The organism is Kitasatospora sp. NPDC050463, from assembly GCF_040655255.1.
In the GTDB taxonomy this organism is placed as follows: Bacteria; Actinomycetota; Actinomycetes; order Streptomycetales; family Streptomycetaceae; genus Kitasatospora.
On sequence record NZ_JBFAJO010000014.1, the window covers coordinates 1 to 16,368 of the forward strand.

At 72.2% G+C, this 16,368-nt stretch carries 15 protein-coding genes; 8 read left to right on the forward strand and 7 right to left on the reverse strand.

What is annotated here, in order from left to right; genetic code table 11:
- Positions 1–101: 101 nt before the first annotated feature.
- Both AB0J08_RS11380 and AB0J08_RS11385 read left to right on the forward strand, forming a co-directional pair.
- On the forward strand, positions 102–305 hold the full coding sequence (locus tag AB0J08_RS11380) for a cold shock domain-containing protein (RefSeq protein WP_360630642.1): 204 nt from the start codon (positions 102–104) through the stop codon (positions 303–305).
- A 55-nt stretch (positions 306–360) separates the two neighbouring features.
- Positions 361–981: a LysE family translocator gene (locus AB0J08_RS11385; protein WP_360630645.1), complete on the forward strand. Its 621-nt coding sequence runs from the start codon at positions 361–363 to the stop codon at positions 979–981.
- Between the two features lie 12 nt (positions 982–993).
- Here AB0J08_RS11385 and AB0J08_RS11390 read toward each other — a convergent pair whose 3' ends face one another.
- Positions 994–1,287 carry a hypothetical protein gene (locus tag AB0J08_RS11390; protein ID WP_360630648.1) on the reverse strand — a complete coding sequence of 98 codons (294 nt, stop codon included), beginning with the start codon at positions 1,285–1,287 and terminating at the stop codon, positions 994–996.
- 160 nt (positions 1,288–1,447) lie between these two features.
- Between AB0J08_RS11390 and AB0J08_RS11395 the strand changes: the two genes are divergently transcribed.
- Positions 1,448–1,741 carry a hypothetical protein gene (locus AB0J08_RS11395; protein WP_360630651.1) on the forward strand — a complete coding sequence of 98 codons (294 nt, stop codon included), beginning with the start codon at positions 1,448–1,450 and terminating at the stop codon, positions 1,739–1,741.
- 21 nt (positions 1,742–1,762) lie between these two features.
- On the opposite strand, the gene AB0J08_RS11400 is transcribed toward AB0J08_RS11395, so the two are convergent.
- From AB0J08_RS11400 to AB0J08_RS11420, 5 genes are all read right to left on the reverse strand, one after another.
- Positions 1,763–2,944, reverse strand: coding sequence for an XdhC/CoxI family protein (locus AB0J08_RS11400; RefSeq protein ID WP_360630654.1), 1,182 nt, complete (start codon positions 2,942–2,944; stop codon positions 1,763–1,765).
- A gap of 83 nt (positions 2,945–3,027) precedes the next feature.
- On the reverse strand, positions 3,028–4,509 hold the full coding sequence (locus tag AB0J08_RS11405) for an NCS2 family permease (RefSeq protein WP_360630657.1): 1,482 nt from the start codon (positions 4,507–4,509) through the stop codon (positions 3,028–3,030).
- 361 nt (positions 4,510–4,870) lie between these two features.
- On the reverse strand, positions 4,871–7,243 hold the full coding sequence (gene pucD / locus AB0J08_RS11410) for a xanthine dehydrogenase subunit D (protein ID WP_360630660.1): 2,373 nt from the start codon (positions 7,241–7,243) through the stop codon (positions 4,871–4,873).
- Entirely contained in the window at positions 7,240–7,725 is a 486-nt protein-coding gene (locus tag AB0J08_RS11415) for a (2Fe-2S)-binding protein (protein ID WP_360630663.1), read from the reverse strand. Before AB0J08_RS11415 ends, pucD begins: the two co-directional genes overlap by 4 nt.
- Positions 7,722–8,609 carry an FAD binding domain-containing protein gene (locus AB0J08_RS11420; protein ID WP_360630666.1) on the reverse strand — a complete coding sequence of 296 codons (888 nt, stop codon included), beginning with the start codon at positions 8,607–8,609 and terminating at the stop codon, positions 7,722–7,724. Before AB0J08_RS11420 ends, AB0J08_RS11415 begins: the two co-directional genes overlap by 4 nt.
- Before the next feature lie 424 nt (positions 8,610–9,033).
- Between AB0J08_RS11420 and AB0J08_RS11425 the strand changes: the two genes are divergently transcribed.
- The gene (locus AB0J08_RS11425; protein ID WP_360630669.1) at positions 9,034–10,626 is read left to right on the forward strand and encodes a helix-turn-helix domain-containing protein; all 1,593 of its coding nucleotides are present in this window, start codon (positions 9,034–9,036) and stop codon (positions 10,624–10,626) included.
- A gap of 120 nt (positions 10,627–10,746) precedes the next feature.
- Here the strand turns inward: AB0J08_RS11425 and AB0J08_RS11430 are convergent, their stop codons facing one another.
- Positions 10,747–11,832, reverse strand: a complete 1,086-nt coding sequence (locus AB0J08_RS11430; RefSeq protein WP_360630672.1) for an alpha/beta hydrolase-fold protein — start codon at positions 11,830–11,832, stop codon at positions 10,747–10,749.
- A 357-nt stretch (positions 11,833–12,189) separates the two neighbouring features.
- On the opposite strand from AB0J08_RS11430, the gene AB0J08_RS11435 reads away from it, so the two are divergent.
- From AB0J08_RS11435 to AB0J08_RS11450, 4 genes are read left to right on the forward strand one after another with little or no spacing between them, the layout of a single operon-like run.
- On the forward strand, positions 12,190–13,209 hold the full coding sequence (locus tag AB0J08_RS11435; protein WP_360630675.1) for a sugar ABC transporter substrate-binding protein: 1,020 nt from the start codon (positions 12,190–12,192) through the stop codon (positions 13,207–13,209).
- On the forward strand, positions 13,206–14,237 hold the full coding sequence (locus AB0J08_RS11440) for an ABC transporter permease (protein ID WP_360630678.1): 1,032 nt from the start codon (positions 13,206–13,208) through the stop codon (positions 14,235–14,237). Before AB0J08_RS11435 ends, AB0J08_RS11440 begins: the two co-directional genes overlap by 4 nt.
- Complete coding sequence (locus AB0J08_RS11445) at positions 14,234–15,136, forward strand: ATP-binding cassette domain-containing protein (RefSeq protein ID WP_360630681.1); 903 nt, start codon at positions 14,234–14,236, stop codon at positions 15,134–15,136. The genes AB0J08_RS11440 and AB0J08_RS11445 overlap by 4 nt, the downstream gene beginning before the upstream one ends.
- A gap of 41 nt (positions 15,137–15,177) precedes the next feature.
- Positions 15,178–16,239 (forward strand): ROK family glucokinase, encoded by a 1,062-nt coding sequence (locus tag AB0J08_RS11450; RefSeq protein ID WP_360630985.1) that lies wholly within the window; start codon positions 15,178–15,180, stop codon positions 16,237–16,239.
- The last annotated feature ends 129 nt before the right edge of the window (positions 16,240–16,368 follow it).

The window sequence follows — 16,368 nt, forward strand, 5'->3', positions numbered from 1 at the left end:
CCCGAAGGACCGGGCGGCCATTCCTTCGGAGCCACAAACGGCAACCACCCATCAGCCACACCCGGTCCTCCCGGACCGCCTCACATTCTTAGGGAACACCCATGGCCACCGGCACCGTGCAGTCCTACCACCCGAACCACGGCTACGGCCTGATCACCCCCGACGAGGACGGGCCCGCCCTGTACGTCTACTTCGACTCGATCGTCGGCGAGGGCGATCGGGTCCTCACCGAGGGCCGGCGGGTGGAGTACGACCCGACCGAGCAGGAGGGGCGGTGGGTGGCCGAGCGGGTACGGCCGCTGTGACCGGCGGCCGGGCCCCGGCCCGCCCGCGCCGGCCGGGGCCCTAGCATCAGGGTCCATGGAGATGACGACTGCCCTGTGGTCCTTCGCCCTCGTGGTCGGGCTGCTCACGCTCACCCCCGGGCTCGACACCGCGCTCGTCCTGCGCACCTCCGCCCTGGGGGAGCGCCGGCAGGCCTGGGGCGTGGTGCTCGGCATCCAGACCGGCACCCTGGTCTGGGGCACCCTCACCTCGGCCGGGGTGACGGCACTGCTGACCGCCTCTCAGCTGGCGTACGAGATCCTGCGCTGGGCCGGAGCCGCCTATCTGGTCTGGATGGGGATCGGCATGCTGCGCAACCGGGGTGGCGGCGCCGAACCGGAGCAGGCGCCCACCGGCGGCGGCTTCCGGTCCGGCTGGCGGCGCGGGACGCTCACCAACCTGCTCAACCCCAAGGTCGGTGTCTTCTACGTCGCCGTGCTGCCGCAGTTCATCCCCGCGGGTGTCCCGCACTTCGCCGCCGGGGTGGCCCTGACCGGTGTCCACGTGCTGGAGGGGGTGCTCTGGTCGGCGGTGCTGGTGGGCTTCGCCAGGGCGGTGCGCGGCTGGCTGAGCCGGCCCGCCGCGCGCCGGCTGATGGACCGGGTGACCGGTGCGGTGGTGCTCGGCTTCGGCGTGCGGCTGGCGCTCTCGGAGTAGGCCCGCCCGGCCTCAGCGGCCGAGCCGGTCCAGCCCGGCGTGCAGTTCCTCGGCGTTCATGCAGATGTGGATGTCGACCTCGGCGTTGAACTCCAGCCAGAACGGCTCGCAGATGGAGGGCAGTGAGGCCTCGTCCGCGACGTCGATGACGACGATCTGGCTGCGTCGGCCGCCACGGGCGAAGAAGTAGGCGGCCTCGGGCTTGAGCTCGCCCATGATGCGGTCGAACTTCTCGGCGACCGCGCCGTCCGCGATCAGCTTGTTGGCGGTCTCGGTGTCCATCGTGACTTCCAGCAGGGCACGCATGGTCCGTGCTCCTTCCCCGGGCTCGGGTGAGGTCTGAACTCCAGCCTCCCGCTGTCGCCGTGGCCCCGCAACGTCACCCGGGTGGTGGCGCCGGGATGGCCGTGCGGCCGGGAGCGGGGCTGCATGGGAGGCGACGGAGCCCACCAGGCGGGAGCAGCCCATGGCGATCATCGTGACGTTCGAGTTCCCCGGCGTCAGCCGGGCCCAGTACGAGGAGGCGGTGGACCGGCTGACCGGCGGGGCCGGGCTGAACGCGCCCTCCGACTGGCCGGTGCGCGGGCTGATCGTGCACGTCGCCGGTCCGACGCCGGACGGCGGCTGGCACGTCACGGACGTGTGGGAGTCCCGGGAGGCCTTCGAGCACTTCACGGCGGTGCTGATGCCGATTCTCCAGGAGGTCGGCATCCCGACCGCACCGCCGCTGATCCGCGAGGTCCACCACGTCGTGCGCTGAGGGACGGGTGCCGGGCCGGGGTCAGGCCGCGTGCGAGTGCGCGTCCTCGGCCGGCTTCCCGGAGCGTGCGAGGTCGTGGTGGATCGGCCCGTCGCCGCTGCTCAGCGGCAGGCAACTGCCGCCCCGCCGGTGCGCGACGATCTCGGCGGCGACCGAGACGGCGGTTTCCTCCGGGGTGCGGGCGCCGAGGTCCAGGCCGATCGGCGAGCGCAGCCGGCCGATCTCGGCGTCGGTCAGGCCGACCTCGCGCAGCCGGGTCTCGCGGTCCCGGTGGGTGCGGCGCGAGCCCATCGCCCCGACGTAGCCGACCGGCAGCCGCAGTGCCCGCTCCAGCAGCGGGATGTCGAACTTGGCGTCGTGGGTGAGGACGCAGAGCACCGTCCGCCCGTCGATCCGGTCGAGCTGGGAGTCCAGGTAGCGGTGCGGCCAGTCGACCACCACCTCGTCGGCCTCCGGGAAGCGCCGCTCGGTGGCGAAGACCGGGCGGGCGTCGCAGACGGTGACGTGGTAGCCGAGGAACCTGCCGATCCGCACCACGGCGGCGGCGAAGTCGATCGCACCGAAGACGATCATCCGCGGCGCGGGGACGTACGCCTCGACGAAGAGGGTGACGGTGCCCTGCTCCCGGTCGTCGCAGGGGCGCCCGTCCAGGCCGAGGACCAGCCGGCCGGTGCGTCCGGCGTCGAGCATGGCCCGGGCCTCGGCGACCACGGCGCGCTCCAGCGGGGCCACCGTCGAGGGCGCGGCGGACAGCGCCCCGTGGTGGGTGTCGGCGGTGACGGCGACGGTGGCGCCGACCAGTGCGGTGGGGCCCTCGATCACCCGGGCCAGGGCGACCGGGGTGCCGGAGGCGAGGTAGGTGATGCCGGCGTCGAGCGCGGCGTCGGCGCCGGGGACGACCGGCTGGACGAAGACGTCCAGGACACCACCGCAGGTCAGGCCGACCGCGAAGGCGTCCTCGTCGCTGTAGCCGAACCGCTCCAGCACCGGTTCGCCGGACTCGATGGCGGCCTGGCAGAGCTCGTAGACGGCTCCCTCGACGCAGCCACCGGAGACACTGCCGATGGCCTCGCCGGCCGCGTCGACGGCGAGTGCGGCGCCCGGGTCGCGCGGCGCGCTGCCGGAGACCCCGACGACCGTGGCCACGGCGAAGGAACGCCCGGACGCGTGCCAGGCCTGCAGCTGCTCGGCGATGTCGTGCATGTCGGGGGGCTCCTCAACACCTCGGATGACGGAACGGGAGGTGCCGCCGTACGGGAAACGATTCCCGTACGGCGGCGGTGCTGCTAGTGCACGCCCAGCCAGGACTTGATCGGGGTGAGCGCGAAGTAGACCACGAACACGCCGGTCAGGATCCACATCAGCGGGCCGGGCTCGCGCCACTTGCCGGTGCCGGCCTTGATGACGGTGTACGAGATGACGCCCGCGGCGACACCGGCGGTGATGCTGTAGGTGAACGGCATCAGGGTGCAGGTGAGGAAGGCGGGGATGGCGACCTCGCGGTCGGACCAGTCGATGTGCCGGGCCTGGCTCATCATCATCGAGCCGATGACGACCAGGGCGGCGGAGGCGACCTCGGTGGGGACGATCGCCGCGAGCGGCGAGAAGAACAGCATCAGGGCGAACACGCCGCCGGTGACGGTCGAGGCGAGGCCGGTGCGGGCGCCGTCGCCGACACCGGTGGCCGACTCGACGAACACGGTCTGGCCCGAGGCGCCGGCCAGACCGCCGACCGCGCCGCCGGCGCCGTCGATGAACAGCGCCTTGGACAGACCGGGCATCCGGCCCTGCTTGTCGGCCAGGCCCGCTTCGGTGCCGACGCCGATGATGGTGGCCATCGCGTCGAAGAAGCCGGCCAGGACCAGGGTGAAGACGGCGACCGAGGCGCTGATCGCACCGAGTCCGTTGCCGCCGAAGGCCCCGAAGAGGTCGACATGGCCGAAGAGGCCGAAGTCGGGTGCGGAGACCGGGCTGCCCGGCCACACCGGCGCGGAGCTGACCCAGGTCTTCGCCGGGAGGTCGAAGACCGCGTTGACGACGAAGGCCACCACGGTGCCGCCGGCGATGCCGATCAGGATCGCGCCGCGGACGTTGCGGGCCAGCAGGACGAAGATCGTCAGTACGGTGAGGCAGAAGACCAGCACGGGCCAGCCGGCGAGTTCGCCGAAGGGGCCGAGCGCGAGCGGGGTGGGGCCGCCGGTGTGCACGAAGCCGGCCTTGACCAGGCCGATCAGCGAGACGAAGAGGCCGATGCCGATGGTGATGGCGTGCTTGAGCGGCAGCGGGATGCCGTTCATGATCTTCTCGCGCATCCCGGACACGACCAGCAGCACGATCAGCAGGCCGTAGATCACGCAGAGGCCCATGGCCTGGGCCCAGGTGGTGTGCGGAACCACCAGGGCGGATATCACGCCGGAGACGGAGAGGCCGGCGGCGACCGCCAGGGGGACGTTGCCGACCACGCCCATCAGGATCGTGGTGACGGCGGCGGCGAGCGCGGTCGCGGTGGTGAGCTGGGCGTGGTCCAGCTTGAGGCCGTTGACGTCGGCGCCGCTGAGGATGATCGGGTTGAGCAGCACGATGTAGGCCATCGCCATGAAGGTGGTGAGGCCGCCGCGGATCTCGTTGCCGAAGGTCGATCCCCGGGCAGTGATCTTGAAGTACGCGTCCAGCGCGTTCTTCGGCGGTGTCACCGGGACCGACGTGGGGGTGTCGTCCTCGGTGGGTCTGTCTTCAGTGGTGCCGGGCTCCGTGGGGATCCTGGTCATGTCCACTCCCAAGTGTCAAAGGGGGTTGGGGTGGGCGAGCCGACCTGACAGCCAGTCAACGAAGTTGGCACAGGGGGACGATTCGACTCACTCCGCGCACTCTGTGGCAGTGCTGCGGTGCAGTGCGTGCCTCCGGCCGTCGGCCGGGAGTGGGTGGTGCGCACCGCTGCAGAACCCCGGCGTGGGAGAGGCAGCGGGAGGATGCGTTCGCTTCGCGTCAGCTGGTGCATGGTGTGGTGCCTGTACTGCGTGGGTGGAACTGCCCCGGGGCGACGGGGCCGTGCTCGATGTTCTCCTCGCTCGCGCTCGGAGGAGACGTTCCTTTCGTGCCGCCCCGGGGAGGTGTGGGGGAGGTCCGGGGCTACAGCGCCCCGGGGGTCTCGGTGGTCAGGTGCTCGGGCCGGACGGGGATCCGGTTGAGCGCCAGGCCGGTGGCGTTGCGGATGGCGGCCACGATCGACGGCGTCGCGGAGACGGTCGGTGCCTCGCCCACGCCGCGCAGCCCGTACGGGGCGTGCGGGTCGGGCAGTTCGAGGATCTCCACCGGGATCGGCGGGGTGTCCAGGATGGTGGGGATCAGGTAGTCGGTGAAGGACGCGTTGCGCACCTTCCCGTCCTTGACGATGATCTCCTCCATCACGGCCAGGCCGAGCGCCTGGGTGCAGCCGCCCTGGATCTGGCCCACCACCGAGAGCGGGTTGAGCGCCTTGCCGACGTCCTGGACGGCGGTCAGCTCGACCACCTTGACCAGGCCGAGCTCGACGTCCACGTCGACCACCGCGCGGTTGGCGCAGAAGGTGTACTGGACGTGGCCGAAGCCCTGCCCGGTCTCCTTGTCGAAGGGGACGGTCGGGCGGTGGTGGTGCTCGCGGGTGAGGTCGATCGCCTCGTCGCCGAGCAGGTCGACCATGGAGACCAGGGCGCCCGCCGACTGCGAGACCACCTTGCCGCCGGCCAGCGTCAGGTCGTGCTGGGTCCAGCCGTAGCGCCGGCGGCCCTTCTCGATCAGCGCCTGCTTGACGGCCTCGGCGGCCAGCTTCACCGCACCGCCGGTCATGTAGGTCTGCCGGGACGCGGAGGTCGAACCGGCGGAGCCGACCTCGGTGTTGGCCGGGTGGATGGTGACCTGCTCGACGCCCAGTTCGGTGCGCGCGATCTGGGCGTGCACGGTGACGCCGCCCTGGCCGACCTCGGCCATCGCGGTGTGCACCATGGCGACCGGCTCGCCGCCGATGACCTCCAGGCGCACCCGCGCGGTGGAGTAGTCGTCGAAGCCCTCGGAGAAGCCGACGTTCTTGATGCCGACCGAGTAGCCGACGCCGCGCACGATGCCCTCGCCGTGCGAGGTGTTGGACAGCGCGCCCGGCAGCTGGCGGACGTCCAGGTGGTCCAGGTCCAGCGGCGGCGGGAGCGGCATGTCCTTGACCCGGCGCAGGAGTTCGGCCACCGGGGCGGGCGAGTCGATCTGCTGGCCGGTGGGCATGTAGTCGCCCTCGGACATCGCGTTCAGCTGGCGCAGCTCGACCGGGTCCATGCCCAGCTCGGCGGCGAGCCGGTCCATCTGGGTCTCGTAGCCGAACGCGGCCTGGACGGCGCCGAAGCCGCGCATCGCCCCGCAGGACGGGTTGTTGCTGTAGAGCGCGATGGCGTGCATCCTGACGTTCGGGATCACGTACGGCCCGTGCCCGAGTGAGGCCGCGTTGCCGACCACGGCCGGCGAGGCGGAGGCGTACGCGCCGCCGTCCAGCACGATCCGGCAGTCGGCGAAGACCAGCTTGCCGTCCCGGGTGGCGCCGTGCTCGTAGGTCATCTTCGCCGGGTGGCGGTGCACGTGGCCGTAGAAGGACTCGTCCCGGGCGTAGACGATCTTGACCGGCTTGCCGGTGTGCTGGGCCAGCAGGCAGGCGTGGATCTGCATCGAGATGTCCTCGCGGCCGCCGAAGGCGCCGCCGACGCCGGCCAGCGTGAGGCGGACCTTCTCCTCCGGCAGGGCCAGCACGGGGGCCATCTGCTGACGGTCCACGTGCAGCCACTGGGTGGCGATGTAGAGGTCGATGCCGCCGTCCTCGGCCGGTACGGCCAGGCCGGACTCCGGGCCGAGGAAGGCCTGGTCCTGCATGCCGACCTCGTAGCTGCCCTTGACGATGACGTCCGCCAGGGCCCGCACCTCGTCGGTCACGCCGAGGCCGGAGACCAGCTTCTGCTCGTGGCAGATGTTGCCGTAGCCGTGCGACTTGAACTCGTGGGGCTCGTGCACGTAGCCGTGCGTCTCCGGGTCGAGGCACTGCTCCTCGGTGGTGATCGGGGTGAGTACCCGGTACTCGACCTTGATCTTCTTCACCGCGCGGCGGGCCGTCTCCGGGTGGTCGGCCGCGACCAGCGCGATCGCCTCGCCGTGGTAGCGGACCTTGTCGATCGCCAGGGCCGGCTGGTCCTGGATCTCCAGGCCGTAGTACTTGGTGCCGGGGATGTCCTCGTGGGTGAGGACGGCGTAGACGCCCGGGACCTTCAGCGCCTCGGAGACGTCCACCGAGAGGATGTCGGCCCGGGGGTGCGGCGAGCGCAGCGCCATGCCCCAGAGCATGTCCTCGTGCCACATGTCGGACGAGTAGGCGAACTCGCCCCTGACCTTCAGGTTGCCGTCCGGGCGCAGCGGCGAGCCGCCGATGCCGTCCTTGCTGGCCTGGTTGATGTTCTGCAGGTTCTTCTGGCCCTGGATGGTGCGAGTACTCATTCGGAGGCCGCCTTCGCGCACGTGCGGGCGGAAGCCAGCCGCACCGCGTCCATGATCTTCTCGTAGCCGGTGCAGCGGCACAGGTTGCCCGACAGCGCCTCGCGGATGTCGTTGTCGCTCGGCTGGGCGTCCTGCGCCAGCAGCGCGTCGGTCTGCACCAGCAGACCGGGCGTGCAGAAGCCGCACTGCACGGCGCCGGCGTCGATGAAGGCCTGCTGGACCAGGCCCAGCTCGCCCTGCTCGTCGGCCAGGCCCTCGACGGTGCGGACCTCGCGGTCCTGCACCTGACCGGCCGCGACCAGACACGAACAGACCAGGACGCCGTCCAGGTAGACCGTGCAGGAGCCGCACTCGCCCTGCTCGCAGGCGTTCTTCGAGCCCGGGAGGCCGACCCGCTCGCGCAGCACGTACAGCAGGCTCTCGCCCTCCCACACGTCGTCGGCCTCGACCGGCTTGCCGTTGGCGGTGAAAGTGACCCTCATGCCGCGCTCCTGATCTGCTTGCTGTAGTCGTTCCACGTCCAGGTGAGGGTGCGGCGGGCCATCACGGCCAGCGAGTGCCGCCGGTAGTCGGCGGTGCCGCGGACGTCGTCGATGGGGGAGGCGGCGGCCTTCACCAGCTCGCCGAACCGCTGGATCACCTCGGCGCCGAGTAGCTCGCCCGACTCCCAGAGACCGCGCTCGGCGAGCACGCCCCGCAGGTACTCCTCGGCCTCGACGGCGCGGCGCGGCGTGGGGGCCGCCGAACCGATCCCGGTGCCGACGGTGCCGTTCCTCGGGTGCAGCGCGAAGCCGAAGGCGCAGACCGCGATCACCATGGCGTTGCGGGTGCCGATCTTCGAGAACTGCTGCGGCCCGTCCGCGACGGGGATGTGCACGGCCCTGATCAGCTCGTCGGCCGCCAGGCTGTTGCGCTTGACGCCGACGTAGAACTCGTCGATCGGGATCATCCGGGTGCCGCGCACGGAGCCCGCCTCGACGAACACGTCGCGGCCGGCGGCCAGCAGCGCGGGGTGCGCGTCGCCGGCCGGCGAGGCACCGCCGAGGTTGCCGCCGACGCCGCCGCGGTTGCGGATCTGCGGCGAGCCGACGGTGTGGGCCGCCAGCGCGAGTCCGGGCAGCGGGCCGGACAGCTCGTCGATGATCCGGGAGTAGGGGACGGAGGCGCCGAGCCGGACGACATCGCCGTCGTTCGACCATTCGGTGAGCTCGGTGATGCGGTTCAGGTCGAGAATCGCGGAGGGCCGGTGCACGTCGAAGTTCATCTCGACCATGACGTCCGTACCGCCCGAGATGGGCAGCGCGGTCGGGTACTCAGCCTTCGCCGCGAGCGCCTCGTCCCAGGTAGCGGGCCGAAGGAACTCCATGCGGGTGTCTCCTCAAGTCGTTGCCGGCCGGACGGGTGGGCACAGTGCCCGGAACTCGGTGTTCGGACCACGCTCTCCGCTTCGTCGCCTCCGCGTCGGGTCCTGGTCACCGGGATGTGTCCGGCGGCTTGTGGCCAGTGAACCGCTGTGACGGGGCCCACTGGCAGTCACCGATGGCATGAAGCCCCGGCTGTGGTCCCGCCTGGCATCCTGTACGTTCCTCTAAGGAGGACAATCTCGCAGCCCAGCTGTTTACCGGGCGCTGTCTACGACCGTAATCCGGCTGTGATTCCCAAGCTATGGCCCCGTGATCCGGGCGTCCGTTGGGACGTAACGCCGAGCACGGATGTTCGGGCACACTGTGGTCCCCGGACCGAGCGCTCGGGCCCCCCACCCTCACCCCAAAGCCCGTTAGGAGTCCCGGATGCGTGTCCGCGACCTGCTCGCCCCCGGAGCCCCGAGACTGCGCCTGCTCGCGGCCGAGGACGAGCTCGACCGGCAGGTCAGCGGCGTGATGACCACGGACCTGCACGACCCCGGCCGCTATCTGCACGGCGGCGAGCTGGTGCTCACCGGCATGCTCTGGCGCACCGGCCCGGCGGACTCCGAACGCTTCGTGCGGACCATCGTGGCCGGCGGCGCGGTCGCCCTCGCGGCCGGCGAGGCCGAGGTCGGGCCCGTGCCCGAGGACCTGGTCGAGGCGTGTCGCCGGCACCGGATGCCCCTCCTGGCGGTACCCGACGACATCGCCTTCGGCACCGTCACCGAGTTCATCGGCCGGCAGGTCTCCGCCGACCGCGCCGCCGACCTGGCCGCCCTGGTCGACCGCCACCGCCTGCTGGTCTCCGCGGCCGGCGGCGGCGGCCTGGACGCCGTCCTCGACCTGCTCGGCGGCGACCTCGACCTCGACTGCTGGGTGCTCACCCCCACCGGCGCGGTGATCGCCGGCCCGGTCGACCGGCTCTCCGCCGAGGACCGCGACCAACTGGTCCGCGCCCATCTCGGCGCCCAGCGCCAGCGCCGCCGGCCCCCGCACCGGGCCCGGCTGGTCAGCGGCGCCTACTCGCTGCTGCCCGCGCCGGCCGTCGCCGACACCCAGGCGCCGCTCGCCGACTGGGTGCTCGCGGTGGCCGGTGACGTCACCGAGTGGACCACCAAGCGCCAGCAGCTCGCCGAGAACCTGGCCCGGCTGGTCGCCGCCGAGCGCCAGCGCCGCGACGAGGGCCGCCGGCTGCGCCGCCGCCTCGCCGACGAGGTGCTGGCCCTGCTCCAGCGCGACGCCGACCCGGGCGAGATCAGCCGGACCCTGTACGCCTCCTCCGCGATGGCCGCCCGCTACGAGAGCCCCGAGCCCAAGCCGCAGACGCCGGACGGCTCCTGGCTGGTGCTCAGCGCCGAGGGCACCGGCCTGCCGGAGGGCGCGGTGCGCACGGTCCTGGAGGAAGCTCTCAACGCCGCCACCGACCGCGCGCTGGTCGCCGGGGCGGGCACCGGCGCGGTGGTGGTGCTGCCCGCGCTGGACAGCGCGGTGCCCGCCGACACCCTGCGGGAGCTGCTCGCCCCGCTGGAGGCCGGCCTCGGCTCGGAGGGCCGGATCACCCTCGGCGTCTCGGCCCCCGCCCCCGAGGCGGGCGGCCTGCGCGGCGCCCTGGAGGAGGCCCGGCACGCCCGCCGGATCGCCGCCGCCCGGGTCGGCCGGGTCTGCGTGGCCGGACCGGAGGAGCTGGCCTCGCACGTGCTGCTGCTGGCCGCCGTCCCCGACGAGGTCCGCCGGGCGTTCCGCAGCCGCCTGCTGGACAAGGTGATCGCCTACGACATCGAGCACCAGGCGGACCTGGTCCGCACCCTGGAGGCGTTCCTGCGCTCGGACGGCTCGTGGACCCGCTGCGCCGCCCAGCTGCACGTGCACGTCAACACGCTGCGCTACCGGATCGGCCGGATCGAGGAGCTGACCGGCCGGGACCTCTCCCGGCTGGAGGACCGCGTCGACTTCTACCTGGCCCTCGAACTGGCCTGAGCACGTGCGGCGGGGCCCGCCACCGGCCTCAGCGGCCTCGGTGGCGGGCCCCGCCGTGTCGTGCGGTGCGGCCCGGCCGGCCCGCCCGGGCGCTGATCCGCCGGGACCGGCCGGACCGGCCTACGGCTGGGCGGGGATGATCGAGGTGAGCCACTGGAAGACGCCCGGCACCATGTTCTTCCAGACGTCGCTGGAGTGCGGCCCGGTGGTCTCCTGGACCTGGACGGTGGTGGGAGCCTTCGCGGCGGCGGCGATCGCCTGGCCGTCCTCGTAGCCGTCGCCCTTGTTGCCGCTGATGTACAGCGCGACCTTCGGCGGCTGGGCGGCGCTCTTCACGATGGTGACCGGGTTGTTGGCCTCGCGCAGCTTGGCGTCCTTGCCGACCAGCGAGTCCTTCTCGGTCGCCGGGTCGTTGTAGCCGGAGAGGCTGATGCCGGCCCGGTAGCGGTTGGGGTGGGCCAGGGACAGCTTGGTGGCGCAGTGGGCGCCGGCCGAGTAGCCGGCGACCGCCCAGCGGTCGGCCGACGAGTCGGCACGGAAGTTGTCCAGCACCATCTGGGGGACGTCGCGGGTCAGCCAGGTGTCGGCGTTGACCTTGCCGGGCACGTCGGTGCAGCCCGCGTCGGTGCTGTTGCCCAGCAGCAGGGTGCGCGGCGAGACCAGGATGAACGGCGCCACCTTGCCCTCCTGCATCAGCGGCTTCAGCTGCTCGGAGACCTTGAGCGTGCCGTACCAGGTGGAGGACGAGCCGGGGAAGCCGGGGATCAGCTCGACGACCGGGAACTTGCGGTCCTTGAACGCCGGGTCGTGGTACTGCGGCGGCAGCCAGACCAGCACCTCGCCGTCCACGCCGGACAGCTGGCCCTTGAGGTCGGTCTTCTGGACGTCGTTCGGCACCTTCGGGTCGTCCACGCTGCGGAACTGCTGCTGGGCCTTGGGCGGCTGCTTGGCGGAGTCCCCGCCGCCGGGCCGGTCCCCGCCCGCCTCGGTCGGGACGGACGGCACGGCCCGGACGTGGTTGCCGGTGCCGAGCAGGTCGTCCCAGTTGCCGTAGATCAGGTTGGCGTTGTTGACCATCACGAAGACCGTCGTCACGGCGGTGATCTGGCAGAAGACGATCATGGCAAGCCTGGACAGGATCCGCACCGGCCTCGGTCCGCGCACCTTGCTCCAGAGCAGCAAGGCCACCGCGATGGAGATCGGCACGAGGATGATCGTGCAGATGAGGAATGGCGTGCCTGTCAGTTGCATCAAGTTCTCGTATCCGGGTTCAAAGCCGTCCGGGGCCCCACTCGCCCGGAACGCGCTCCAATGGCATCAGACGGTCGGGAACGCGGGATCGGTTGCCGTCCACATCTGTATGGAACCTGAGAGGAACATCACGCTTGCGCGCTGATCACTTTCCGGGCCCGCCCCAGTCTGCCATCCTGACGGCCCGCACCCGGACCGTGCCCCCAGCGAACTCCCAGGATCAACCCGCGAGGGCACGATACCGCCCGGACGAACCCGGGCGGCGGGCGAGGCGGTGCAATGCCCCGCACGGCGGGAAGCGAGACTATGGGGATGAGCACAACCCGCTTTCGCCCTTCCCGCCGGTTCCGGTCCGCCTGTGCCGCCCTCGCCGTGCTGGCCGCCGTGGCCGGCTGCAGCAGTACCGGAGGCCTCCGCGCCGAGCAGGCCCGCAGCCAGGCCGCGGCCGCCGGCGGCAGTGCCGTCACCACCCCGCGCTGGAAGATCGCCATGGTCACCCACGCCGGCGCCGGTGACGCCTTCTGGGACACCGTGCGCAAGGGCGCCGAGCAGGCCGCCGCCAAGGACAACATCACCTTCCTGTACTCCAACGACGCCCAGACCCAGAACCAGGTCCAGCTGGTCCAGGCCGCCATCGACCAGAAGGTCGACGGGCTGCTGGTCACCCTCGCCAAGGGCGACGCGCTCGCCGACGTGCTCGGCAAGGCCAAGGCGGCCGGCATCCCGGTGATCACCGTCAACTCCGGCCAGGAGTACTCCGCCAGGTTCGGCGCGCTGACCCACATCGGCCAGGACGAGTCCACCGCCGGCCAGGCGGCCGGCGCCGAGCTGGCCACCCGGGGCCGCAAGAACGTCCTCTGCGTGATCCACGAGCAGGGCAACGTCGGCCAGGAGCAGCGCTGTTCGGGCGCCCAGGCCAAGGCCGGCGGCGCCTTCCAGGTGCTCTACGTGGACGGCGTCAACATGCCCGACGCCCGGGCCGCGGTCTCCGCCAAGCTGCAGGCCGACCCGGCCATCGACACCGTGCTCACCCTCTCCGGCCCGATGGCCGCCACCGGGCTGCAGGCCGTCCAGGACGCCCGCCGCACCGTCGAGCTCGACACCTTCGACCTGGGCACGCAGGTGGTGACCGGCCTCAAGTCCGGCACCGTCGGCTTCGCCGTCGACCAGCAGCCCTACCTCCAGGGCTACGAAGGCGTCGACCTGCTCTGGCTCTACCGCTCCAACCTGGACATGCTCGGCGGCGGCAAGCCCGTCCTGACCGGCCCGCAGATCCTCACCCGCGACAACGCCGACGCCCTCGCCGAGTACGTCGCGAGGGGGACGCGTTGAGCAGCACCGACCTCCTCGTCCAGGACCGCCCGGCGGCCCTGCGGCGGCTGCTCGCCCGCCCCGAGCTGGGCGCGCTGATCGCCGCCGCCGCGGTCTTCCTGGTCTTCGCCGCCACCGCCGAACCGTTCCTGCGGGTCTCCTCGCTGGGCACCGTGCTGTACGCGGCCTCCACCATCGGCATCATGGCCGTGCCGGTCTCGCTGCTGATGATCGGCGGCGAGTTCGACCTGTCGGCCGGCGTGCTCGTCACCACCGCCGCGCTGACCTCGTCGATGGTCTCCTACCAGCTCACCGCCGTGACCTGGGTCGGCGTGCTGGTCTCGCTGCTGGTCACGCTCGCGGTCGGCGGCTTCAACGGCTGGATGCTCAGCCGGACGAAGCTGCCCAGCTTCATCGTCACCCTGGGCACCTTCCTGATGCTCACCGGCGCCAACCTCGGGGTCACCAAGCTGGTCTCCGGCACCGTCTCGACCAAGCCGATCGCCGACATGGAGGGGTTCGGCGCCTGCCGCTGGCTGTTCGCCTCCGAGGTCACCGTCGGCGGGCTGACGATCAAGGCCACCGTCTGGTGGTGGCTCGGCCTGCTGCTGGTCGGCAGCTGGGTGCTGCTGCGGACCCGCTTCGGCAACTGGATCTTCGCGGTCGGCGGCGACGCGGCCGCCGCCCGGGCGGTCGGCGTACCCGTCGCCCGGACCAAGACCGTGCTCTACCTCGGCGTCGGCTTCGGGGCCTGGGTGCTCGGCCAGCACCTGCTCTTCTCCTTCGGCACCGTGCAGTCCGGCGAGGGCGTCGGCAACGAGCTGATCTACATCGTGGCGGCCGTCATCGGCGGCTGCCTGATCACCGGCGGCTACGGCTCGGTGGTCGGCTCCGCGCTCGGCGCGCTGATCTTCGGCATGGCGAGCAAGGGCATCATCTACGCCCAGTGGAACCCCGACTGGTTCAAGTTCTTCCTGGGCGCGATGCTGCTGCTCGCCGCCCTGCTGAACAGCTGGGTGAAGCGCCGCGTCGAACGGGGACCACGATGACCGAACTGCTCTCCCTCGAAGGCGTCGGCAAGACGTACGGGACCGTCCGCGCACTGCAGGACGTCTCGCTCACCCTGCGGGCCGGTGAGATCAGCTGCGTGCTCGGCGACAACGGCGCCGGCAAGTCCACCCTGATCAAGATCATCGCCGGGCTGCACCAGCACGACGAGGGCCGCTTCACCGTCGGTGGCGAGGAGGTCCGCTTCGACTCGCCGCGCCAGGCCCTGGACCGCGGCATCGCCACCGTCTACCAGGACCTCGCGGTCGTCCCGCTGATGCCGGTCTGGCGGAACTTCTTCCTCGGCTCCGAGCGGGGCCTGCGCCGCTGGGGCGGGCTGCGCCTGGACGCCGACGGGATGCGCGCCACCACCCAGGAGGCGCTCGCCCGGATGGGCATCGACCTGCACGACGTCGACCGGCCGATCGGCACCCTCTCCGGCGGCCAGCGGCAGTGCGTGGCGATCGCCCGGGCCGTCCACTTCGGCGCCGAGGCGCTGATCCTGGACGAGCCGACGGCCGCGCTCGGCGTCAAGCAGTCCGGGGTGGTGCTCAAGTACGTCACCGCCGCCCGCGACGCCGGTCTCGGGGTGGTGCTGATCACCCACAACCCGCATCACGCCTACCTGGTCGGTGACCACTTCACCCTGCTCAAGCGGGGCCGGATGGCCGGCAGCCACCCGCGGGCGGAGATCGGTCTCGAACAGCTCACCACCGAGATGGCGGGCGGCTCCGACCTCGCCGAGCTCTCGCACGAGCTGGCCCGCCCCGGGACCGGCCCCGGGACCCGCGCTCCGCGCGATGCCGGCGGGCCCGGTGCCCCCGCTGATCCCCATGACTCCAGCGATCCCCGTGACTCCCGTGACTCCAGCGATCCCCGTGAGGAGCGTCCGCAGCCGTGACCAGCCCCAACGCCGCCGCCCGGCCACCGGTCCTGCCCAGCTTGCTCGGTCTCGGCCCGCGGGCCGAGCGCCGCCGCCGGGCCCTGCCCGCCAGCATCCTGCGACTGCCCACCATCGGCGTCGACATCGGCGGCACCAAGGTGGTCGCGGGCGTGGTGGACGGCGAGGGCAAGGTGCTGGAGAAGCTGCGCACCGACACCCCCGACAAGAGCAAGAGCCCCCGGGTCGTCGAAGACGTCATCGTCGAGCTGGTGCTCGAGCTCGCCGACCGGCACGACGTCCACGCGGTGGGCATCGGCGCGGCCGGCTGGGTCGACGCCGAGCGCTCCCGGGTGCTCTTCGCCCCGCACCTGAACTGGCGCAACGAGCCGCTCCAACAGGCGCTGAGCGAGCGGCTGCGGTTCCCGGTGATCGTCGAGAACGACGCCAACGCGGCCGCCTGGGCCGAGTGGCGGTTCGGGGCCGGGCGCGGCGAGGACCTCATGGTGATGCTCACCCTCGGCACCGGCATCGGCGGTGCGGTCGTCCGTGACGGCTACGTCGACCGGGGCAAGTACGGGCTGGCGGGGGAGTTCGGGCACATGCAGGTGGTGCCCGGCGGTCACCGCTGCCCGTGCGGCAACCGGGGCTGCTGGGAGCAGTACTCCTCCGGCAACGCGCTGGTGCGCGACGCGCGCGAGCTGGTCGCCGAGGAGTCGCCGGTGGTCCAGCCGCTGCTGGCCCGGGCCGGCGGCGCCGTCGAGGCCATCACCGGCCCGCTGGTCACCGAGGCCGCCCGGGCCGGCGATCCGACCGCCACCGAGCTGCTCTACGAGGTCGGCACCTGGCTCGGGGTCGGCATCGCCAACCTCGCGGCCGCCCTCGACCCGGGCCGCTTCGTGATCGGCGGCGGCGTCTCCGAGGCCGGCGACCTCCTCCTCGCCCCGGCCCGCGCGGCCTTCCGCCGTACCCTCACCGGCCGCGGCTTCCGCCCCGAGGCGACCATCGTGCACGCGGCCCTCGGCAACGAGGCGGGCCTGGTCGGCGCCGCCGACCTCGCTCGCCAGGTCGCCCGCCGCTTCCGCACCATCAAGCGCCGGCGGGTGGAGCGCGCGGTGCCGTGACGGGCGGCAACGGCGCCGGGTGGAACCGACGCGGTGGGCGGGCGAAGGCGGCGACCGCCTCCTCGCCCGCGGCGCCGCCGCCCACCGCGTCCGAGATCCAGCGCAGCGCGTCGGCCGCGAGCTGGTCGT

What these genes read in the sequence shown, in the direction of transcription:
- AB0J08_RS11380 (WP_360630642.1), top strand. Translation starts at nt 102, where the DNA reads ATGGCCACCGGCACCGTGCAGTCCTACCACCCGAACCACGGCTACGGC.
- AB0J08_RS11385 (WP_360630645.1), top strand. Translation starts at nt 361, where the DNA reads ATGGAGATGACGACTGCCCTGTGGTCCTTCGCCCTCGTGGTCGGGCTG.
- AB0J08_RS11390 (WP_360630648.1), bottom strand. Translation starts at nt 1,287, where the DNA reads ATGCGTGCCCTGCTGGAAGTCACGATGGACACCGAGACCGCCAACAAG.
- AB0J08_RS11395 (WP_360630651.1), top strand. Translation starts at nt 1,448, where the DNA reads ATGGCGATCATCGTGACGTTCGAGTTCCCCGGCGTCAGCCGGGCCCAG.
- AB0J08_RS11400 (WP_360630654.1), bottom strand. Translation starts at nt 2,944, where the DNA reads ATGCACGACATCGCCGAGCAGCTGCAGGCCTGGCACGCGTCCGGGCGT.
- AB0J08_RS11405 (WP_360630657.1), bottom strand. Translation starts at nt 4,509, where the DNA reads ATGACCAGGATCCCCACGGAGCCCGGCACCACTGAAGACAGACCCACC.
- pucD (WP_360630660.1), bottom strand. Translation starts at nt 7,243, where the DNA reads ATGAGTACTCGCACCATCCAGGGCCAGAAGAACCTGCAGAACATCAAC.
- AB0J08_RS11415 (WP_360630663.1), bottom strand. Translation starts at nt 7,725, where the DNA reads ATGAGGGTCACTTTCACCGCCAACGGCAAGCCGGTCGAGGCCGACGAC.
- AB0J08_RS11420 (WP_360630666.1), bottom strand. Translation starts at nt 8,609, where the DNA reads ATGGAGTTCCTTCGGCCCGCTACCTGGGACGAGGCGCTCGCGGCGAAG.
- AB0J08_RS11425 (WP_360630669.1), top strand. Translation starts at nt 9,034, where the DNA reads ATGCGTGTCCGCGACCTGCTCGCCCCCGGAGCCCCGAGACTGCGCCTG.
- AB0J08_RS11435 (WP_360630675.1), top strand. Translation starts at nt 12,190, where the DNA reads ATGAGCACAACCCGCTTTCGCCCTTCCCGCCGGTTCCGGTCCGCCTGT.
- AB0J08_RS11445 (WP_360630681.1), top strand. Translation starts at nt 14,234, where the DNA reads ATGACCGAACTGCTCTCCCTCGAAGGCGTCGGCAAGACGTACGGGACC.